22 protein-coding genes are annotated in these 21,207 nt (G+C 43.9%); 15 read left to right on the top strand and 7 right to left on the bottom strand.

Going from position 1 to position 21,207, the window contains the following annotated elements; genetic code table 11:
* Positions 1-14 precede the first annotated feature (14 nt).
* From CH367_RS14355 to CH367_RS14345, 3 genes are all read left to right on the top strand, one after another.
* Positions 15-1,928 carry a fumarate reductase/succinate dehydrogenase flavoprotein subunit gene (locus CH367_RS14355; RefSeq protein WP_100763192.1) on the top strand — a complete coding sequence of 638 codons (1,914 nt, stop codon included), beginning with the start codon at positions 15-17 and terminating at the stop codon, positions 1,926-1,928.
* Positions 1,928-2,659, top strand: coding sequence for a succinate dehydrogenase/fumarate reductase iron-sulfur subunit (locus CH367_RS14350; RefSeq protein WP_100763191.1), 732 nt, complete (start codon positions 1,928-1,930; stop codon positions 2,657-2,659). The genes CH367_RS14355 and CH367_RS14350 overlap by 1 nt, the downstream gene beginning before the upstream one ends.
* A gap of 142 nt (positions 2,660-2,801) precedes the next feature.
* On the top strand, positions 2,802-3,203 hold the full coding sequence (locus tag CH367_RS14345) for a nuclear transport factor 2 family protein (RefSeq protein WP_100763190.1): 402 nt from the start codon (positions 2,802-2,804) through the stop codon (positions 3,201-3,203).
* A 59-nt stretch (positions 3,204-3,262) separates the two neighbouring features.
* On the opposite strand, the gene CH367_RS14340 is transcribed toward CH367_RS14345, so the two are convergent.
* From CH367_RS14340 to CH367_RS14330, 3 genes are all read right to left on the bottom strand, one after another.
* Entirely contained in the window at positions 3,263-4,234 is a 972-nt protein-coding gene (locus CH367_RS14340) for a 1-aminocyclopropane-1-carboxylate deaminase (protein ID WP_100763321.1), read from the bottom strand.
* Positions 4,235-4,354: 120 nt separating this feature from the next.
* Positions 4,355-6,160, bottom strand: a complete 1,806-nt coding sequence (lepA, locus tag CH367_RS14335; protein WP_100763189.1) for a translation elongation factor 4 — start codon at positions 6,158-6,160, stop codon at positions 4,355-4,357.
* Between the two features lie 205 nt (positions 6,161-6,365).
* Entirely contained in the window at positions 6,366-7,061 is a 696-nt protein-coding gene (locus CH367_RS14330) for a DUF6989 domain-containing protein (protein WP_100763188.1), read from the bottom strand.
* A gap of 208 nt (positions 7,062-7,269) precedes the next feature.
* On the opposite strand from CH367_RS14330, the gene eno reads away from it, so the two are divergent.
* From eno to lcpA, 7 genes are read left to right on the top strand one after another with little or no spacing between them, the layout of a single operon-like run.
* Positions 7,270-8,568, top strand: coding sequence for a phosphopyruvate hydratase (gene eno, locus CH367_RS14325; protein ID WP_100763187.1), 1,299 nt, complete (start codon positions 7,270-7,272; stop codon positions 8,566-8,568).
* Between the two features lie 14 nt (positions 8,569-8,582).
* A complete protein-coding gene (locus CH367_RS14320; protein ID WP_100763186.1) occupies positions 8,583-9,041 on the top strand; it encodes a septum formation initiator family protein in 459 nt (152 codons plus the stop codon).
* A 15-nt stretch (positions 9,042-9,056) separates the two neighbouring features.
* A complete protein-coding gene (locus tag CH367_RS14315; protein ID WP_100763185.1) occupies positions 9,057-9,650 on the top strand; it encodes an ATP-dependent Clp protease proteolytic subunit in 594 nt (197 codons plus the stop codon).
* A 12-nt stretch (positions 9,651-9,662) separates the two neighbouring features.
* Positions 9,663-10,016, top strand: a complete 354-nt coding sequence (locus CH367_RS14310; protein WP_100763184.1) for a hypothetical protein — start codon at positions 9,663-9,665, stop codon at positions 10,014-10,016.
* A gap of 31 nt (positions 10,017-10,047) precedes the next feature.
* Complete coding sequence (locus tag CH367_RS14305; RefSeq protein ID WP_100763183.1) at positions 10,048-11,061, top strand: YheT family hydrolase; 1,014 nt, start codon at positions 10,048-10,050, stop codon at positions 11,059-11,061.
* 11 nt (positions 11,062-11,072) lie between these two features.
* Positions 11,073-11,630, top strand: a complete 558-nt coding sequence (locus CH367_RS14300) for a DUF4416 family protein (RefSeq protein WP_100763182.1) — start codon at positions 11,073-11,075, stop codon at positions 11,628-11,630.
* A complete protein-coding gene (gene lcpA, locus CH367_RS14295) occupies positions 11,605-12,189 on the top strand; it encodes a complement regulator-acquiring protein LcpA (RefSeq protein ID WP_100763181.1) in 585 nt (194 codons plus the stop codon). Before CH367_RS14300 ends, lcpA begins: the two co-directional genes overlap by 26 nt.
* 173 nt (positions 12,190-12,362) lie before the next feature.
* Here lcpA and CH367_RS14290 read toward each other — a convergent pair whose 3' ends face one another.
* Positions 12,363-13,109, bottom strand: coding sequence for a diacylglycerol/polyprenol kinase family protein (locus CH367_RS14290; RefSeq protein WP_100763180.1), 747 nt, complete (start codon positions 13,107-13,109; stop codon positions 12,363-12,365).
* 7 nt (positions 13,110-13,116) lie between these two features.
* Positions 13,117-13,470: an STAS domain-containing protein gene (locus CH367_RS14285; protein WP_100763179.1), complete on the bottom strand. Its 354-nt coding sequence runs from the start codon at positions 13,468-13,470 to the stop codon at positions 13,117-13,119.
* Between the two features lie 44 nt (positions 13,471-13,514).
* Between CH367_RS14285 and CH367_RS14280 the strand changes: the two genes are divergently transcribed.
* From CH367_RS14280 to CH367_RS14265, 4 genes are all read left to right on the top strand, one after another.
* Positions 13,515-14,195 (top strand): hypothetical protein, encoded by a 681-nt coding sequence (locus CH367_RS14280; RefSeq protein WP_100763178.1) that lies wholly within the window; start codon positions 13,515-13,517, stop codon positions 14,193-14,195.
* Complete coding sequence (locus CH367_RS14275; RefSeq protein WP_100763177.1) at positions 14,158-14,511, top strand: hypothetical protein; 354 nt, start codon at positions 14,158-14,160, stop codon at positions 14,509-14,511. The genes CH367_RS14280 and CH367_RS14275 overlap by 38 nt, the downstream gene beginning before the upstream one ends.
* An 18-nt stretch (positions 14,512-14,529) precedes the next feature.
* Positions 14,530-16,008, top strand: coding sequence for an LIC12015 family putative lipoprotein (locus tag CH367_RS14270; protein WP_100763176.1), 1,479 nt, complete (start codon positions 14,530-14,532; stop codon positions 16,006-16,008).
* A gap of 357 nt (positions 16,009-16,365) precedes the next feature.
* The gene (locus tag CH367_RS14265) at positions 16,366-16,773 is read left to right on the top strand and encodes a helix-turn-helix domain-containing protein (RefSeq protein ID WP_100763175.1); all 408 of its coding nucleotides are present in this window, start codon (positions 16,366-16,368) and stop codon (positions 16,771-16,773) included.
* A 116-nt stretch (positions 16,774-16,889) separates the two neighbouring features.
* Here CH367_RS14265 and CH367_RS14260 read toward each other — a convergent pair whose 3' ends face one another.
* Entirely contained in the window at positions 16,890-17,378 is a 489-nt protein-coding gene (locus CH367_RS14260) for an Lcl C-terminal domain-containing protein (RefSeq protein ID WP_100763174.1), read from the bottom strand.
* A 23-nt stretch (positions 17,379-17,401) separates the two neighbouring features.
* A complete protein-coding gene (locus CH367_RS14255; protein ID WP_165783298.1) occupies positions 17,402-19,387 on the bottom strand; it encodes an Lcl domain-containing protein in 1,986 nt (661 codons plus the stop codon).
* Positions 19,388-20,040: 653 nt separating this feature from the next.
* On the opposite strand from CH367_RS14255, the gene CH367_RS14250 reads away from it, so the two are divergent.
* Entirely contained in the window at positions 20,041-21,207 is a 1,167-nt protein-coding gene (locus tag CH367_RS14250) for a helix-turn-helix domain-containing protein (protein ID WP_100763172.1), read from the top strand.

The following is a 21,207-nucleotide window of genomic DNA, read 5'->3' as shown; positions in this document are numbered from 1 at the left end:
GAGAAACAACTTTCATGAGTTTAGATTCTAAAATTCCAAGCGGCTCGATTGAACAAAAATGGTCCAATCACAAGGCCGACATCAAGTTGGTCAACCCCGCTAACAAAAGAAAATTCAACATCATCGTAGTCGGTTCCGGTCTTGCAGGAGCTTCTGCTTCCGCGACTCTCGCAGAACTCGGTTACAATGTTAAAACATTCTGTTTTCAAGACAGCCCTCGTAGAGCGCACAGTATCGCGGCTCAAGGGGGAATCAACGCGGCTAAGAATTATCAAAACGACGGCGACTCCGTTCATAGATTGTTCTACGACACCGTTAAGGGTGGAGACTTCCGCGCAAGAGAAGCGAACGTTCATCGTCTCGCAGAAGTTTCGGTGAACATCATCGATCAGTGTGTGGCTCAAGGAGTTCCATTCGCAAGAGAATACGGCGGACATCTTTCCAACCGTTCCTTCGGCGGCGCTCAGGTTTCCAGAACTTTCTACGCAAAAGGTCAAACCGGACAACAGCTTTTACTCGGAGCGTATTCTGCTCTTTCCCGTCAGATAGGTCTCGGCGCAGTGAAGATGTATCCTAGAACGGAGATGGTGGAACTGATCGTTGTGGACGGTCACGCAAAAGGAATCGTGGTTCGCGATCTCGTAACCGGAAAACTTTCGACTCACATGGCCGATGCGGTCGTGCTCGGAACCGGCGGATACGGAAACGTATTCTTCCTTTCCACAAACGCGAAAGGTTGTAACGTAACCGCAACTTGGAAGGCCCACAAAAAAGGCGCGTTCTTCGCAAACCCATGTTATACGCAGATTCACCCGACCTGTATTCCAGTATCGGGAGATCATCAATCCAAACTCACTCTGATGTCCGAGTCTCTTCGAAACGACGGAAGAATCTGGGTTCCGAAAAAGAAAGGCGACACTCGCGGTCCTGCGGACATCCCGGAATCGGAAAGAGATTATTATCTCGAAAGAAAGTATCCGAGTTACGGAAACCTTTCTCCACGTGATATCGCATCTCGTGCGGCTAAAGAAGCCTGTGATGCGGGACTGGGCGTGGGAGAATCCGGCCAGGGTGTGTATCTAGACTTCGCGGATTCCATCAAACGTCTCGGCGAACCGAAAATCCGCGACCGTTACGAAAACCTCTTTCAGATGTACGAACAAATCACCGGTGAGAATCCTTACAAACAACCGATGAGAATTTATCCTGCGGTTCACTATACGATGGGCGGTCTTTGGGTGGATTACAACCTGATGAGCAACCTGCCCGGTCTTTTCGTAATCGGTGAAGCGAACTTCTCCGATCACGGTGCGAACCGTCTTGGAGCTTCTGCGTTGATGCAAGGACTCGCGGACGGATATTTCATTCTTCCTTATACGATCGGCAACTATCTTGCGGGTGCAGGATTCGGTTCCCGTCCGAGCGACGATCATCCGGAAGCAAAGAAGGCGCTTTCCGACGCGGAAGAAACTACGAAAAAATTTCTTTCCATCAAAGGAAAAAGAACCGTGGATTCTTTTCATAGACAACTCGGAAAACTGATGTGGGACAAATGCGGAATGGCGCGTAACGACAAGGGTCTGAAAGAAGCGTTAGCCGAAATTCCTAAGATCAGAGAAGAATTCTGGCAGAACGTAAACGTTCCCGGTAGCGGAAACGATCTCAATCAATCCCTGGAAAAAGCGGGAAGAGTCGCCGACTTCTTGGAATTCGGAGAACTTCTTTGCCTCGATGCACTCACAAGAGAAGAATCCTGCGGAGGTCACTTCCGTGAAGAATACCAAGAAGAAGGCGAAGCAAAACGGAACGACGACAAGTTCTGTCACGCGACCGCTTGGGAATTCAACGGAGTCGACAAAAAACCTACCGAACACAGAGAAAAACTCGAGTTCGAAAACGTTCACCTCGCAACAAGGAGTTATAAATAATGGATCTGAAACTCAAAGTCTGGAGACAAAAGAGCGGCGAAGACAAGGGAAAGATGGTCGATTACGACGCGAAAGACGTTTCCCCGAACATGTCATTCCTGGAAATGTTGGACGTAGTCAACGAAGAGATCATCACAAAGGGAGAAGAGCCGATCGCGTTTGAACACGATTGCCGCGAAGGAATTTGCGGATCTTGCAACCTGATGATCAACGGACAGGCTCATGGACCGCACCAAGGTGTTACTACTTGCCAACTTCACATGCGTTCCTTCAAAGACGGAGATACCGTTTATGTGGAACCGTGGAGAGCGAAAGCGTTCCCTGTTCTCAAGGACCTTGTCGTTGACAGAAGCGCGTTTGATAGAATCATCCAATCCGGAGGATTCATCAGCATCAATACCGGAGGAGCGCCGGACGCAAACGCATTACCGATTCCTAAAGTAGACGCGGACGTTTCCATGGACGCGGCGACTTGTATCGGATGCGGGGCCTGTGTTGCATCTTGTAAAAACGCGAGTGCGATGTTGTTCGTTTCCGCGAAAATCACTCACCTCGGTCTTTTACCACAAGGAAAAGTGGAACAAAAAGACCGCGTGAAAAAGATGATCAACGCGATGGACAAGGAAGGATTCGGGAATTGCACAAATCAATACGAGTGCGAGGCCGTTTGCCCTAAGTCGATCAAGAGAGATTTTATCCGTACGATGAACAAGGATTATATTCTTTCTTAAAAACTCTTCTTACTTCAAAGAAGAATCAAAAGCCGCCCCTAAAAAGGTGGCTTTTTTTATTTCCGCATTTCAATTTTATATTTCCGAAGAAGTTCAATCCGAGAAGAAGTTGCGAAATCCGGCATATTCATGACTCTAAGACATGAGCGCTTATAAACAAATCATAGAAACTTATTTGAACCTACTTTCCGATTTCGTAATCGAGCGGGAAAAATTCGAAACGATCCTTCATCCGGAAATCGAACAGACCGAATATCCGAACGCGTTGACTAAGGCGGTTACGGTAAGCGATTTCGAAAAGCTGATGCTTCGAATGCCGGCGGGAAAGAATCTTCTCAAAAAACAATCTTTCCGTGTCACGGGTTATATAGAAAAGGAAAACACCGCGATCGTGGAAGCGGACTGGGAGGCGATCGTAAAGTCGGACTTAGGGCCTTTCAAAGCCGATCAGTTTCTCAAAGCGTATTTTTGTATGATTTTTGAATTTAAGGAAAACAAAATATTCAGACAAAAAAACTACGATTGTTTTGAACCTTTTGCTTAAAGAGATAAGATCAGTTTTGGATCGATTGCGTTGACCATTCCATCGAGGCGGTTCCGCGATCAAATCCTGAAATTCAAAAGTCCACCTTGATGGATGTAGAGAATTCTTCCATTCCAGCTTCCGTCCGCGATCAACGCTTCGATCGTTTTGAGAGTTCGACCGGAATAAATCGGTTCGATTGGAATTGTATGTTTCTTTTCAAACGTTTTACAATATTCTAATATTTCCGGGTTTAGAGATCCGAATCCGGAATCATCTTCCGGCTCGTAGATACAATCCGGATCGATTTGGAGCGTTTCCAATCCGAGAATGGATTTTTCATCGTTTAACCAAGGGATCATCTTCTTTTTTGAAAGTCCGATGGAAATTCCGGAAATTAAAATGCGATTTTGGAAAAAATTCAAAGCGGATAACCAAGTTAAGCCGGAGCCGAGATCGAGCACAAGACGATCATACTTCTCAATTGGAATCTGTTTCCAAAGAGAATCCAAACCGAAAGCGGCCGCATGACAAAATCCGAATTCGGGAACGATTCCCCAAGTTTCGTCATTCTTAAATTCAAACTCCTGAATATTAGAGTTTTGAATTATATTAGAATTTCTAAAACTCAGAGCGTCCGCTTCTTGGACCGCACGTTTCCAATCGAAACGGGAAGAATACGTAGTCAAAGAATGCGAATTCTCCCGGACAAGAACGGCATTGGGTGTAGTTCGGCTCTTATCTCTGGCATAGGCAATGGATCGAACCTGATATCCGAAACGGTGAAACAAAAACGCAAATGCCGCAAGGGCGTTGCTGTGCAGTTCCCCTTGAAGAATCACGTTGTCGATCCCTCTTCTTTCCAACTCGGAATGAATGCCTAAAAATTTTCGAGATTTGGTTCCGATCCCCGTTGCAAGTCGATCGTCTCGGAGAATGGACAAAGTTGTCTGGGAACTTGTAAAAATATTCCGAATTTGGGTCGGAATGGAAAGCTGTAAAAGGAAATGATTTGCGAACTCGTTTGGAACCGAGGGTTGTCGATCGTTCATTTTGAAAAATGTGGGAACTCCTGCAAAAACCTCTTCGCCAGTGCGTCGGCCCATCCGGAAATTCGTATGAGTTCCTACAAAGATTTGTGATCTAAAGTAAAGCGAGCGTCCAGAAACGGATCAATTGCTCGTTTTCAAAACCGCCAAGAATGCTTCTTGCGGAATTTCCACGTTCCCGATTTGTTTCATTCGTTTTTTCCCTTCTTTCTGTTTCTCAAGAAGTTTTTTCTTACGAGTGATATCCCCGCCGTAACATTTTGCGGTTACGTTTTTGCGAAGCGCGGAAATACTTTCTCTCGCGAGAATTTTTCCGCCGACTGCGGCTTGGATCGGGATCATAAACTGATGTCTCGGAATCAGATCCTTCAGCTTTTCGATGATTTCGCGTCCCCTTTGTTCCGCCTTGGTTCTATGAACGATCATAGAAAGCGCGTCCACGGGTTCTCCGTTTACGAGAATGTCCATCTTTACGAGTTGGGACGCTTTGTATCCGGAAGGTTCGTAGTCCAGAGAAGCGTATCCTCTCGTAAAAGACTTTAGTTTATCGTAAAATTCGAATATAAGTTCCGCGAGAGGAAGTTCATAGGTCAACTGAACTTTGTCCTGAGTCAGATAAACCGTATCGAGTTGGATTCCTCGTTTGTCCATGGCTAAAGCCATAATGTTTCCGACGTATTCGTTCGGAGTGATGACGGTGGCTTTGACGTAAGGTTCTTCCGTGGAATCGATCGTGATAGGATCCGGGAAGCGGGACGGGTTGTCGATTTCTTCGACTTCTCCATTCTTACTACGGATGATGTATTTCACCGACGGCGCGGTCGTAATCAAATCGAGATTGAATTCTCTCTCCAATCTTTCCTGAACGATCTCCATGTGAAGAAGTCCGAGATACCCGACTCGGAAACCGAATCCGAGCGCAATCGAACTTTCCTTTTCGAAAACGAGAGCCGCGTCGTTTAACTTTAGTTTTTCGATCGCGTCCACGAGTTCGTCGAATTGTTCTCCGTTGATCGGATACAATCCGGAAAAAACCATCGGCTTTGCTTCCTTATAACCGGGAACGGATTCTTTGGTAGGATTGGAAAATAACGTAACGGTGTCCCCGGTCTTCGCGTCCGAGACTTTTTTGATTCCGGCGATGATGTAACCGACTTCTCCCGCGCCTAAACTATCCTTAGGAGTTAAACCGATTCGATTGATCCCGACCTCGTTGACGGTAAAATCCTTTTCGGTACTCATCATCAGGATTCGATCTCCCTTTCGGATCGAACCGTCGAAAACACGAATCTTAATCACAACTCCCATATAAGGATCGAAGTAAGAATCATAGATCAACGCTTTGAGAGGTCCGCTCGCGTTTCCTTTCGGACAAGGAATTTCTTTCGTGATCGCTTCTAAAACCGCTTTCACGTTGAGTCCGGTCTTCGCGGAAATAGCAACCGCTTTTTCCGAGTCGAGTCCCAAGCTCTCTTCGATTTGAACTTTCGTTTTTTCAACGTCGGCCGCGGGAAGATCGATCTTATTCATCACGGGAAGAATTTCGAGATCTTGTTCCATCGCGAGATAAAGGTTCGCAAGAGTTTGCGCTTCCACTCCTTGGCTTGCGTCCACGATCAGAAGAACACCTTCACAGGCTTTCAAAGAACGAGAAACTTCGTAAGTGAAATCCACGTGTCCCGGTGTATCGAGAAGATTCATGATATATGTATTGCCGTCATCGGCGAGATAATCAAAGGTCGCGTTGTTGGCTTTGATCGTAATCCCTCTTTCTCTTTCGATGTCCATCGAATCCAAAATCTGATCCTTTTTGGTTCGGTCGTTTGTAACTTGACCGATCTCCAAAAGTCTGTCCGCCAAGGTGGACTTACCGTGGTCGATATGGGCGATGATGGAAAAGTTACGGATGAATTGCTGTTTATCAGTCATGAGGGTACATTCCGATGATTTTCGGCGCAGGCCTACACTGGAAAGCAAAATACTATCGTTCTTTGGATGGGGAGAATGGGTTTTTCTCCTTTTAGGTGAGAATTTGTCGTGCTTGAAGAAATTTGTGGGAACTCACACAACCGCCGTCCACGAAGGAATGTATGAGATCCTACATTCTTTCCTCAGGTCGTATGAGATCCTACATTTACCCGCCGACCGGAAACTTCGCCCGACCTTCGATGAGCAAAAAGAAAAACCCGAGCGCGCCCAAATAAACGAGCATCGTAACAAAGGCCCAAAGAACTTTTTCGGAAAGGGAAGAATATTCCGAAACATGATACGCGTAACACGCAAAAACCGCCAAAATGAATTCCGGAACCAGAACATAAACCGCGACGTGACCGATGGTCCAAACGTTTTTCGCAAACCAAACCGGAATCAGATAAGAACCTTCTTCCGAACCTAAAAAAATCAGAAACGCAGCCAATCCACCGACAAGATAACTTTGAAGCGCGGGAGCATCCGGACGACGTTTTCTATAACGAACCGAAACGAACGTGGAAATGAACAATGGAATCACCCAAAGCCCGGCCATATAACCCGAAACGCCACCGATTTTTGGAAACCCATCTTCGGGGAACTCCACGGTGTTCAAAACCTGAGAAAGAAACCAATCCGGAAAAACCTGAAAAAAACTCAACGGAAGAAGAAAGAGCCAAAGATCCATCCAACGTTCATGAGTCCAAAATCTGGCGAATGTGGGAACTCCCACATTGTAAATCAAAACCAGCGAGAACATTCTCCAACCCGTAGATAAATTTCCGGGAAGAAACAAAATCAAAATCGCCACAACGGCAAAACAAATATGAAAACCGAACACGTGTTTTTCTGAAACTTTCATTTTTTATCGAGCGATCCTTAGAGAGCGAGATCATCGAAAATCGTGACAACCGAAACAAACTTAAACGGGCCGAAGAAACACGAGCAATCCATTTTTTCGTTTCCCGCTTGATTTCTTGGATATGGACCGTTTAATAACCCTGACTCCGATCGAAATCGCAAAATGCGAATATTCAACGGACAACATATAGAGAATCTCAGGAAATAAAATGTCTCATAACTCTCAAATTCAGAAAATTCACGCCCGGGAAATCATCGACTCCCGAGGAAATCCCACGGTGGAGGTTGACGTAACACTCGCGGACGGATCTTTCGGAAGAGCCGCAGTTCCATCCGGAGCTTCCACAGGAGAATACGAAGCCGTAGAACTCAGAGACGGCGACAAACACCGTTATCTCGGAAAAGGTGTACTCAAAGCGGTAGAACACGTAAACGTAAAAATCCAAGAAGTTCTCAAAGGAGAAGACGGGCTCGATCAAAACCGAATCGATCAACTCATGCTCGACGCGGACGGAACCAAGAACAAAGGAAAACTGGGAGCCAACGCGATTCTCGGAACTTCTCTCGCAGTCGCAAAAGCCGCGGCGGCATATTCCAAACTTCCACTCTACCGTTATATTGGCGGGAACTTTGCCCGTGAACTTCCGGTTCCTATGATGAACATCATCAACGGCGGAGCGCACGCGGACAACAACGTAGACTTTCAGGAATTTATGATTCTCCCCGTAGGAGCGAAAAGTTTCCGCGAAGGACTCAGAATGGGCGCGGAAGTATTCCATTCTTTGAAAGCGGTTCTTAAAAGTAAGAATTTGAACACGGCAGTCGGTGACGAAGGCGGTTTTGCGCCGGATCTAACGAGCAACGTGGAAGCGATCGAAGTCATTCTCCAGGCGATCGAAAAGGCCGGATATAAGCCCGAAAAGGACGTTTTATTGGGACTCGACGCGGCTTCTTCCGAGTTTTACGACAAAAGCAAAAAGAAATACGTACTCGGTGCCGAAAATAATAAGGAATTCTCCAGCGCCGAACTCGTGGATTATTATGCGAACTTGGTTTCCAAGTATCCGATCATAACCATCGAAGACGGATTGGATGAAAACGACTGGGACGGTTGGAAACTTCTTTCCGATAAGATCGGTAAGAAAGTTCAGCTGGTAGGAGACGATCTTTTTGTGACGAACATCGAGAAACTCTCCAAAGGAATCGCTTCCGGAGTCGGAAACTCGATTTTGATCAAAGTAAATCAGATCGGTTCCCTTTCGGAAACGTTGGCTTCGATAGAAATGGCGAAAAAAGCGAAATACACAAACGTTGTAAGCCATAGAAGCGGCGAAACCGAAGACGTTACGATCTCTCACATCGCGGTTGCGACTAACGCGGGTCAGATCAAAACGGGTTCGCTTTCCAGAACGGATCGAATCGCGAAATACAACGAGCTTCTCAGAATCGAAGAGGAACTCGGAAAATCCGCGGTTTATAAAGGTAGGGAGACTTTTTACAACCTGTAATCGGTTAAAAAATTATGACTTCTCTTTCGACTAAAGTCTTTTGGTTCTCATGTTTTCTCGCGGGACTCTTTTATTTTATCGTCCTGGGAGAATCGGGAATCGTCGTACGTTCTCAGTTGGAAGAATCGCTCGCATCCCTGAAATTGGACGTGGAAAGACTTGCCTATGAAAATAGACAGTTGGAAGAGAAGCAAAAGATTTTAAAAAACGATCAAGTGGCCCTCGAAAGAGAGGCCAGAAGATTCTATCTATTGAGCGAGAACGCTCAGATCGTCAAATTTAGGGAAACGGAGAATTCTTCCGAACTCAAACCGGTTCTCGCATCGAGACTGAATGCGTTTCGTCCCGGTAAACAATTTCCGGTTCCTCCGATTCATTTTATTCGTATTTTCTACGCAATCTTCGCTAGTTTTACCTGTATTGGAGTTTTCATAAAAATGAGGAAGAAGAAACTGGACTTTACCAACTACTAAAGGAAAGGTTCAGGAATGCCAGAAACAGAAAAAATCGCGGAAGTATTCGAAGAACTCACAGGAAGTAAAATTTCCAAAAATTTCCTCGACCACAGAAAGATTTTTCTCTGGGGTCCGGTAACCGACGAATCGTCTAAGGACCTTGTCGGAAAACTCCTCTACCTGGAAATGAAAGATCCGGGAAAACCGATCACGTTTTTTATCAATAGTCCCGGTGGTGTTGTCACTTCCGGAATGACCGTATTCGATACGATCAAGATGATTTCTTCTCCGGTTCACACGGTTTGTATGGGAATGGCCGCATCCATGGGTTCGGTTCTTCTTGCCGCAGGAAAAAAGGGAGAACGTTCCATTTGGCCGAACGGAAAAGTGATGATTCACCAACCGAGCATCGGCGGTCAGATCGTTGCACCGGCGACAGACTTGAAAATTCACGCGGAAGAAATCCTCAAAACGAAAGCGAAGTTGAATCAGATTCTCGCGGACGCTTGCGGACATCCGGTTTCCAAACTCGAAGAGGACACCGACCGCGACTACTATATGGACGCTGAAGAAGCGATCAAGTACGGAATCGTAGACAAACTCGCGACTAAAATCGAATTCAACTGATCGGATAAAGTCTTGTCCAAACCAGTTTCCTTAGAAGAATTCTTAAAAGAATTTTTAGCCTCTCCCGGACAAAAACGAAATCCGGAAGAGGATCAAAACTTAAACGAACTTTTTCTTGAATTCTCCTCTCTTCTCTTTTTAGAAGGAGAAGAAGAAACTCAAGAAGAAGTTCTTTTGAAGGACATCGGTTCCTTCGAGCTCGACGAGTTCGTGAACTTTTATCTTTCCGATATGCATCCGGACGATTCGGCGATCGTAAAAAGGGGCATAGACTTTCTAAGAAGACTTCATAAGTTCGCAAAAAAAAGTCCTCATATCGGAAAGGAACAACTGGAAGATTGGGACGAATTCTTTAAGGAACTCTGAGATTCACGTTAGTCGCCCTTAAGCCACCTTTATGAGTTCAGAAGCCTTCAAACCGAAACGATTCGTCAAAGGCAAACACCTCCAAACAGTCTATAGCACTTTTTTTCCACCGGAAAATCTATTGAGATCCTCGTTCTACTACGAGGACATTCTATTGCAACTCTCGGACGGCTCGGGAGACTCTCTTTGGTTGGAACACAATCCACCGATCTCGCATTATTCGTCCTCGGGTCCGAAGTGGAACGGAATTTATCTCGTGATGATTCACGGAATGGAAGGAACCTCGGACAGTTCCTATCTCGTAACTCTTGCGCAGAGCGCGCTTAAAAAAGGGTACGGATGTATTCGTATGAATCTACGAAACTGCGGTCGCGGCCAGGGATTTTCCAAAGGAACGTATAACATCGGTCAGACGAAGGACGTTCAGGACGTGATGGATTTCGTTTGGGAAAAACTTTCCCATAGAATTTTCTTATCTGGATTCTCCCTTTCCGCGAGTTTGGTTTTGAAATATTTCGGAGAAAGAAGAAATCACAAGGTGGAAGCGTTCTCCTCCACAAACCCTCCTCTGGATCTTTTCAAAGGTTGCGAGTTCATCGATTCGAGCGAGGGAAGATTCTACAGAGATCGATTCGTATCCGAGTTTCGCAAAAAGATCAAAAATAAATTCATTCAACTTCCACCCGAGTTGGAAAAGAACGCATTTAAAACAAAAACCTTTTTCGAGTTCGACGATCAGGTGACCGCGCCGTTCTTCGGATACAAAGACGCTCGGGAATACTACGAGGATTGTTCGAGCATTCGATATATTCCGGGGATTCGTCATCCGGGAATCGTAATTCATTCGGAAGACGACCCAGTCGTTCCGCCGTTCGATTGGGAAACGATCGAATGGAATAAACTCCCTCATATACGTACGATCCTAAGTCCGAAGGGCGGACACGTCGGATTCTTAACCGATCCTACTCCCGAAATTCCGGATGGAAGATGGTTGAATAAAATTATTCTGGATTATTTCGATTCGAAAGTAAACCCTGGAAGCTGATTTTTCAACCGATGAATTCCGCCAAAAAAAATTCTCCCACAAAGGAAAAACTCGAGCGTCCGCCAGGAGCTTCCTTTTTTATCGTAGTCGCGTACGAAGACGCGGAGATGTTTTATTCCATCAAAACGAAAACGGAAAAAAAGTTCTCCGCTACTCTTTACGAAAGTAATCCCATGCCGACTTGGAAAGACCCGGACGCGGGTCTTTGGAATCAGTTTCCGGGAAGACATACGAAAATCCTTTCCTTCAAAAGAAGAATCCACAGGGAAGAACTTCCTTCGATTCAAAAAGAATGTCTGGCGATTCAAAATTCCGCGATTGAAAAGGATCACGGGGTGAGAATTTTTCCGGGTTATCTCTGCAGTCATTCGGTTGTCATTTCGAACATCCGAGACGACTTTCATAGAATCTATCTATTCAACGGAGTTTATGCGGAAACCATCTATAATTATCAAAAACAAAAAATGGTTTTCAGGGAAACTGCCCCGCCCTTTTTCAAAACGCCCGAGTCCGTCTATTTTTTTACAAGCCTGAGAGAATCCTATGTTCAAAACATCAATAAAACCTAATATTCTTATATTCTTATGTGTGTTTGCGTTATCCGTCGTTTCGTCGACTTCCTGCGCGCCTACTCCGCTTTCAATTGCGTCAATTTCTCTCTGCGATCATTTCACACGGACCGGCGAATGTTTGGAGCCGATCGAAAAAAATCATCACTACAAGGTGGAAATTCCCAACAATCGAAAGCCGGATACTTGGGAAAAGTTCGCAAACTATCTTTACTTTCATGCACGGGAAACGCCGGGGTTCCTCGTTCGATTCAATCGAAAATTGACGCCTTCCGAATCCAAGGCAATCAAGGATTCTTATTACGCGACGATGAATCTTTCGGGAACCGTCGAAAGAATGGAAGGTTTTGAAATGGGAGAAGACTGGGTCGGTTCGTTTCAGTATCTCGGTTCGATGATCAAAGATAAACTGAAAAAAGAGAATCGCCTCGGTTCGTTTCCTTATACGAATACGATCTTTCCTGCGGAAGTGGAATTCAAATTCAATTCTTCACTTTTTGAAGGTGGAGAAAAAACAAAAATCAATTTGAGTTTTACGGTTCTTCCGCCCGAGAAGTAGTCAGGAGATTTGTCGGAGTTCCGACAAAACGAACGCGTAAATTCTCCTTGAAAGAATTATGATTTTCTGATATAGAAGATCTGCACGAAATTCTTCCCACCACCTCACCCCCCACCCAAACTAGGGTGGGGCCGACAACTTTCACGAAAAAGCCGTCGGAACTCCTACAAATCTCAAATCGTCAAAAACAACTCAGCCGGATTTAAGAAAATCGTAGAAGGTTCCACACCCAAAACGAGCCACGCGGTCAAACCGAGAACAACCGCAGAAACCGTAGGAATCAAAAGATTATCGTCGATCAAACCGTTCCAATACGTTCCACAATAAAGTTCCGTTACGGCGGAAATCAAAATCGCAGGAACCAAGAAAATTAGATTATTATAAAATACGAAACCTTCCGCTTTCAGAAAGTTCTGTTTTCCGTATGTATCGGACAAAAACATAAAAACGAAACCTACGATCGCACAAGCTACGATAAAGGCCACGATTCCTTCCACGGATTTCCCGTTGGAAAACCTACGTCTTCCGTAAAACGTACCGACCCAAGCCGCGGTAGGATCGCCGATCACCAAAAACAACATGGAAAGAATGGAAATCTCGGGCGGAAATAAAAAGACCACGAACGTGCAGGAAAGAAAATAGGGAAGAGTTCCGTTGAGTCTTGATTTTTCCTCTTCCTTCATCAGAAATCCGGCGATCGACAAAAAGAATTTTTGAAAACCCGGAAATCTAAAACGAAGATATTCCAAAAGAAGAATGATCCCCAAACAAAGAACCAGCGAAATCGAAACCACGGCGCGGGTTGCATTCAAAAGTCCGAATGCGCCTTGAAAGACGTCCAGATAATAACAGACAGGAACAATCAATCCGAGAAGATGCCATAGTTTGCGAGCGTAATTGAATCGAACCGAATTTGTCACTTGTATCCTACCTATTTTTCATCGTCATCTTCAGGGCGGACTCTTCGTCCGGAGCGATCAAAAAAAGACCGTTGAGCGCAGCCATTTTGATCGCATTCTTCACCGAATCGGTGGGATGAATCAGTACCAATTTGTTACGCGAAGTGAAGCTCAATTGATTCATCTCTTTCAAGGATTGAATCCCACGCGAAGAAATCAGACTGACCTCTTCCAGATCCAAAATCACCGGACCGGAACGGATCGAAACAGAAAGTTGATCTCTGAATTTTTTTTCCGTAAATGAGTTGATGGAACCCTGAAGTTTCATAACCTGAACGTTGTCGATTTTTTCCGTAGAAATGATGATTTCGTTCAGAATCATGATGCTTGGAAAGTCAGTCTATAAGCGTTTCTTCCGTAAGACAAATGGTTTTTCTATTCTTATCCGTTCTATTTTTGATTTTAAGATCTTATTCCTTCCTATCACCGGGCGCGGTCGTCTTGAGTCTTTCCGTTTTATTCTTTCGTAAAAAAGGAACGGCGCTCCCAGGCGAAAACCGCGCGCTTCCGATTTCCATTCTCACCCTAATCTTTCTCGCAATCGGAGGATTAGACGGTTCCACGGCAGGAGATCTACTCGATCTCATCTGCATCCACTGTTCCGGAATTCTTCTTTTAAAGGGAGAATGGAGACAGAAAAGTCCTTCCGAGGAAACGATATACGGCTTTGGAAAAAGATTTTTGGCCGATGGACAACTCTTTAAGGAAACCGTTTTGCTCTTATTCTTTCTGATCGCCGGATTTCGAATTTGGTATCAATGGAACTCGAATTTCTGGGAGGAAATCGGGTTTCTTTATCTTTTGAAGTCCTCGATTTTAACCTGTATTTTAGGGTTTTTGTATCTACGTTCGGGAGAATCGGGTCTCAAGACGTTGTTCTTCCTCTTTTTAGTCCTATGCACCTTGTTCGTACATCCTTCCCAGGGAATTTTGAATTTTTCCTATTTCTATTTATTTTCATTCTTGCAAACCGACGTAGAATCGAAAAAGATCAACGTCGGGACTGAGTATGAAAGTAAAGGTAGCACATCTTTTTCGAAAGATTGAAGAAGTGGACCGAGATATACTCGAATTGGGAAAGATTCAGGAAAGAATTTCCTCGGACCGAGACTATTCGGGAATTCTAAAGGATTCCATCCGAAAGGAAATGGAAAATTTGGAATCCGGAAAGGCCGAAATCCTCTCTTTGAAAATCAAAGAGGAACCGGGTAAGGTAGGTCTGCTGAAAAATTCCGGAAAATCTTCTCCCGCAGAGATGAAGAATTTATACAGCTCCCGAGAAAAAAATCTCACTCGGGAAATCTCCGTGGAAATCCCGGATCCCAAACCTCAGACAACTCGAAAGACAATTCACAAATACTAAGATTCAAGACACAATTTCATGAAACAAAAGACTCTATCTCTAACCATTCTTTCCCTACTCGTACTGTTTGCGATCGGCTGTAGCAGGGACTCGGACGTTCTCGCTTCCTTTAAATCGGGAACAGTAACCCGTGAAGAACTCAGGGCTTATTACAAACTCCGCGGAGTGGAACCCGATGCGAACAACGCTTCGATCGCAACCCAAGCAAAGATCGTGGAAGAACTCGGAATCCAAAAAATCGCCGAAGTAAATAACAACAGCACAAACGTCGTTACAAAAGAGGAATATGCGAAAATCATGGGATTCGTAGAACCTCAGGTTTTATTCAACGACTATAGAAAACAGTTCTCCGAAAAACTTCTCACATCCGGGATGCTTGAATTCGCTTTCGGAAGAATTCTTTTCGTAAAAGCGGCTCCGGACGCGGCCGTTAAATCGAACTCTCTTCTCGGACAAATCCAAGCGATCAAATCCGATAAGGAAGTCGCAGAATTCATCTCCAAAAACACGGACGAAACCCAAAGAAAGTCCATCGGCGGAAGATTAGAACCTCATTGTATCAATTGTGGAGACGATCCTTTTACCGCGATTTTAAAGGAAGCCGCGGACAAAAAAGGAAACTTCATTCTCAAAGAAGCACAAGGAAATTATTATATTCTCAGAGTGGAAAGAATCGAAAAGATCTATCCTAAGAAGATTGATAAGTTTTTCCAAAGCGAATTGGATAAACTCAAAAATCTCGCTCTAAAATTTCTTTCTAAAGAAGGAATCACCGAAGACGAAAAGAACGCCGCGAAATTTTATTCCGACTTAACCGTAAACGAAAGAGCGAATCAAACCGCGGAACACTATGGAAATCGTTTTCTTAAGGAAGCTTGGAAAAAGGAAATGGATTCTTTGAGAGAAAAAAGCGGACTGAAGATCGTAGATCTTACTCCCGAGTTTATCAAAGGATTAAGACCGGAAACCGTTCTTTTCGAAGATAGAAACGGAACAAAGTTTTCTTTCAAGGATCTTCTCGTCGAGTTTAACAAGATCGCTCCGATTCTTCAAAAGCGCAAAGCGAATCCTGAAGAAGAGAAAAACGATCAGTTGTCTTTTTACACTCAGATCTATCTTCCGATTCGAATCTCCGCCGAATCCAAAGAGGTTCAATCTTTAAAGGACACGAAAGAATTTAAGAAAACCCTTCCTTTACTCGGAAGATCCGTTCTTTTTATGTTAATCCGAAATCGTTCCACCGATTCAAACGTGGACGTTTCCGAAAAAGAAATCAGAGATACGTATGAGGCGGGAAAACTCTACGCGTATTCAAAACCTGCGCCAGGAAATCCAAACGAAAGAGTTCCCGAGGATTTCGGTAAGGTCAGAGACCGTATCAAACAAGAGTTAGTCGAAGCCAGAAAACAATCGGTTTTTCAAGACTATTTGTCAAAACTCAAGACTGAAAACGAATTCAAAATCTCTTCCGAGAGTTTGAAAGCGGGACAGATCTAAAGAATACAAAGCCTCGGACTTAAAAATCCGGGGCTTTTTTATAGTTTTAACACTCGCTTCGTTTGAAAAACTAACGGTCATTAGGGGAAACACCCGAATCACTTGCAAAATTTCTAATGCAATAATTTGTTTTTACTTCTTCTTTCGCTCAAATTCGAAAGAATTTATTTCTAATCGCTATTTTAAGTCTTCTTAATTTCTTCAATCCTTCGATTTATTCCTCATAACCCTTTCGGATTACTAAATAATGATTTCATAATCTTGTTTTGAGCGTATTGGAAATTTTTTCTTGAATTTCCGTCCTACACAAATAGCCTGGTAGATTGAGAGGGGAATTGAATGAAAAACCACATCTACATGCTTCGTAAAAAACGGGGTATTAAACAATACGATATGGCGAGAGCGCTGGGAGTATCTCCAAGTTATCTTTCCAAGATCGAAACGGGAAGCCAGGACCCTACAGAAAAATTCAAACAATCCTGTGCAAAATATTTGAAAACCACTCTTGAAAAATTGTTTAACGAGCAAGTCGTCGAGGATGTATATCCCGAGTTTACCGAAGGGCTCACCAACAGACTTTGGGCAAAACGCAGAGAGTTGGGAATTAAACAATACGACATGGCTAAAAAACTAAAAGTGTCCACTCCTTTTCTTTCTAAGGTGGAGCTCGGACTTTTAGAGCCGCCTGAAGATTTTAAAAACATGGCTTCCAAAGCCTTAAAGATGAAAAAAGAAGAACTCTTCCTTCAAAAAGTCGAATATTAAAAAAGGGTTAAACTCCTAAAAAGAAAGGGAAGCATGGGCTTCCCTTTTTTGTGTACAACTCCACACTCGATTCTAAAACGAATCGTTTTGATTTGTATCTTTCTTTCCGAACTTTCCTATTTCACGCATCTCACACGAACCAATAAGGTCGCCTTATCTCCCGTATCATAGGTTGCTCCGGTAAATTGCACGTAATAAGCCTGATTCTTATACGTACTGGAAGGATGGGTTGTGGAAGCCCAATAGTTCGCTCCGGCATTCGGAAAAAAAGTGGAATTGATAAAGGGAGAAGCGGCTCGATTGTAATCGATCAAAGAAATCAACTCCTTCATCGAAGGAAGTCTCCAACCGCCCATTCCCGCCAAGTTTAGAGAATTACAATATGCTAATGCACTCGTCCAATCCATATTTGCCGCGGTTCCCACCGTACAATCCGTGTAAGAATCGCCCGCGCTCCCCTGCCCGTTCGCGCATTTTTGCCAGATAAGTCCGCTCTTTTGATCGAGAATGGTTCCGTTTCCCGAATCCGTAAAAGGTCCCGTATAAGCATAAGAAGAATGCGATAATAAACTAAGAATGAAGATGAATAGAATTTTAGATTTCATGTTTGTCTCCTGATACGATGGTCTTAAGGATTTCCGGTCACACAAAGAGTCAGATATGGAAAACCGTCGTTGGCGCTGTTTTTGGAATGTGTAAATGCTCTGGCTCCGAAATTCCGAATCACGAATGCGTTTAGATTGCTCGGACGATACGTGGTAGAACTCCAAAATCTTTGGTTGAGCGCGCTACTCGGAAATCCGGGAAAACTCGCCGAAGCAACGATCAAATAACCGGAGGTTGCGGAAGGAAACGTAATCAAAGTATGAATGTCTTCCATACTCGCGAGTCTCCAATTCTTAAGTCCAGCGTATCCTGACCCTGAATTTTTTTCGTTCAAACTTGCACAACTGGATAAGGCATCCGGCCAGATCAGCTCCGTAGGAGTTCCGGAACAGTTCCCGCTTGCCCAGGTCATTCCTTGTGTGCATGTTTTCCAAGTAAGACCGCTCGTAGAATCGACGGTGACCGCGTCGTTTGTATAACCTCCCAAGGTCGTCGGAGTTCCGATCACCTGTGCCGTCGGAGTCGCAGTATATGCCCCGTCCTGTCCCGTTCCCGTGCATGAAATTGCCGAGCCTACGGAGTCAAAACAACCGGGTTGATTCGTATCGATGATCGTCTTCAAAGAGACCGCGCCGCCCGTAGTATAAGAAAGATTCAAATTTCCGGAACCGTCTCCAGTAATCGAATTCCCCGCTATGTCCTTTAAACCTGAAACGGGAAACTTGACTTGGATCGAAGTGTATTCGGGAAGAATCATATCCAGATCGTATTTAAGAACGGTAGACGATGCCCAATTCGCAGTCGCGCTTGCGGGTAACGTGATCTCTAGAGTAGTCAAGGTTCCGCCCGAACCGTATGTGATCCAAACATGAGGACTCAAACTCGTATTCGGTTGCATGTTTTCGTTAAAGGTAAGAATCAATTCTCTGTTGAAAACGTCTATGTCCACTGCGGCGCTCGCAGGAGAAGTCGAAACTAAAGTAGGAATTCCCGTGTCGATCGTAACGTTAAATCCGAAGGAGCCGGACTGACTGGAAGAATCTAAAAGACAAAGTTTCAAAGAATTCGCGCCTTCCGAAAAACTTCCCGTAGGAATCGTAAGATCCTGCGTTCCTGCGACGCCAAGAGTCCCCGACACGATCGTAACTCCGGGAGTGATGCTCGAACAACTCGTAGTGTTCGGAACCACGAAGTAATTCCCGGCCGTATCCGACGTCCAGTTCACCGAGGTCGCCGATCCCGAGCCGTTTGTGGTTCCATTCGTAATCGAATTCAAGGAAACCGTAGGCGCGGAACTCGGAGGTATGGTAATCGTATAGGTCGCGGAAATCGGAGCGGAAATATTCCCCGCACGATCCGATGCGATCACTTGAACGGTCGTAGTTCCGCTTCCAACGTTCAAAGTCGACGGAAAGATATATCCTGTAACGATGTTCAACGGATCGAAGTCGCTTAACAAAGAAAGACCAGGCGTCTGACCGTCGATCGTATAAATCAGATCCATACATCCCGAAACGGCATCGAGACAAGTCATAGAAAGATCTTGTTGAATCGTAAAACTCCCCGAGGAAATCGAAAAGCTAAGAGTGGGCGCGGTCGAATCGTAAATCAAAGAAGCCGACCTTTGGCTCACAACCTGTCCGTCCTTATACAAAGCAAAATTGAGAGTATTCCCGCCTACACTGACCGGATATGTATTCGGAATTGTAACGTTTAGATTCAAATTCGCGATTCCCGTGGAAAGAATCGAATCATACAACAATACCTGAACCCCACAACCGGGATCGTTCAGACAAATGCGCAGAGAAGTTCCCGAAGGGATGTTTGAAAAAGATAGAATTACGTTAAACCCGAAGTCTCCCGACGCGACCTTGGACGCGTAAAAACTGCCGCTGTAAAGGCTTTTTCCCCCGGCAACGGAAAGCGCACTCTGGGCCGGAGTTGCATTTCCCAAACCGAAAATATCGGACGGACTTTGGATCGAGCTGGGGAAGAATAAAAACCTCATCTTTACCCCGTCTCCAAAGCTGTCGTTTAAGCAGGAAACGCTAAACAGAAACGAGAAACCAACGATCAAGAAAGATTTGGATACTAAATTAATTGCAGAATGCTTCGCGTTTAGATTCATCGTTCGTCTCCGTTTCGATCAGATGATATATCAAATTCTAAGTTGCGTCTTCCTGATCTATAAAAAGCTCATCAAGAATTCAAAAAGTGCGCAAATGCACATTTTCAAAGTTTGGCAAAATTATAAATTTTTAAACGGACAAAGCAAAACTAAGTCATAATAAAATTCATATTCCGTATACAATGAAAATTGAATAGAGCGATCAATCCATTCTCCTTCAAAATTAAAAGCATGTCGCTTTAAAATATTTATCGTTCATGCACAACCAAAGAATCGCTAACTTTGGACACCAAACAAATTATAATTGTATAAATATTTTATAGAGAGCTGTTATCGTTTTATACAAAGTTTGTTGTCAAATCAAGCCCAGGCCAAAGAACGGAACTCATATGAAAAATAATTTTCGTAAATTAGTTTTTAACCAGCTTTTCTTAGAAAAGGAAGAACGAATTTCGGAACAACAAAAAGGAATATGCAATATTTTGAATATTTAAAATTCAAAGTTTAAAAAACAAGGTACATCAGGAAAAAACATGACATTCGCAATAGAACCCATCATTCACCATCTACAACTTATAGGAATTTATTTAGGTTTTTCCCTGGGAATTCTCCGGTTATTTCGGTATAAAAAGAACCGTTATAACGTCGTATACGGAATCAATTTCATTTGTATCAGTTTCTTTTTATATCTCGGTTCGGACGAGGATTTCTATCGGAGACAAGCGGTTTCTTCGAGCACATACAATCAATCCTTGATATTCTTCACCTTAGTCATTTACGCTTGTACGATTACAAGATCTTTGATGAGACGCGCAATCGGATTGGAAGTAAAAAAGAACGATTTAGGAATCAATCTCCTTTTTACTCTTACGGTAATCTCAATTCTTAGCGTCGTTCTTAAGGAGGAAATTCCCCTAAACATAGCCGGAAATGCGATCAGCCTTCTGATCACCACGTTCATTCTTGTTGAAATTACGAGTTCGATACAAACAAGAGGACTTCCGTCGCTTTACTACAATCTGAGTATCATGTCCGCATTTATGTGCGTCGCTCTTTTGTTGGATCTCATAGGAATTTTTAGAAACGATATTCAATTTCGTGTTCTTTCGAATATGACCGCGAGCGTTTTGATCGTATATTTTCATCTTTTGGAAATTTACTTTCCGATCATTACGGATAAAAAAACGATCACTTCACTTTCGGTCGCTCATAGAATTCATAAAAGAAAGGAGACGGTCATTCAGATTCGGGCAAAAACCGCGAGAAAACGGAGCGAACTTCAAGAGAGTAAGGTGATTCTGAAAGAGGGCGAGGTGATCCGCATCGAAGAGAAACTTAGATTGTTCTTAGAAGAAAAACGTTTTTTAGACGAGGAACTCAGACTTCCGGATCTTTCCGCTTATCTCGGAATTTCGGTTCATCAGGCTTCCTTATATCTCAATCAGTATAAGAATTTGAGTTTTGCGGATTTTATAAACCAGCACAGAATCGAAGAAGCCAAAAGACTGATTTTATTGGATATGAATAAGAACCTAATCGATATCGGTTTGGAATGCGGATTCAATTCCTATTCTCCGTTTCACAGATCTTGCATTCGGTTTACGGGTTATTCTCCCAAGGATCTTAAAAGTTTGATTCTTCAAAAAGAGGACCCGAAGGTGATTCTTCTTTCGGATATAAGCGAAAAAAGAACCACCTAA

The sequence above is a fragment of the Leptospira barantonii genome (genome assembly GCF_002811925.1).
GTDB classification, from domain to species: domain Bacteria; phylum Spirochaetota; class Leptospiria; order Leptospirales; family Leptospiraceae; genus Leptospira; species Leptospira barantonii.
This window is presented reverse-complemented; position numbering and strand designations above follow the sequence as displayed.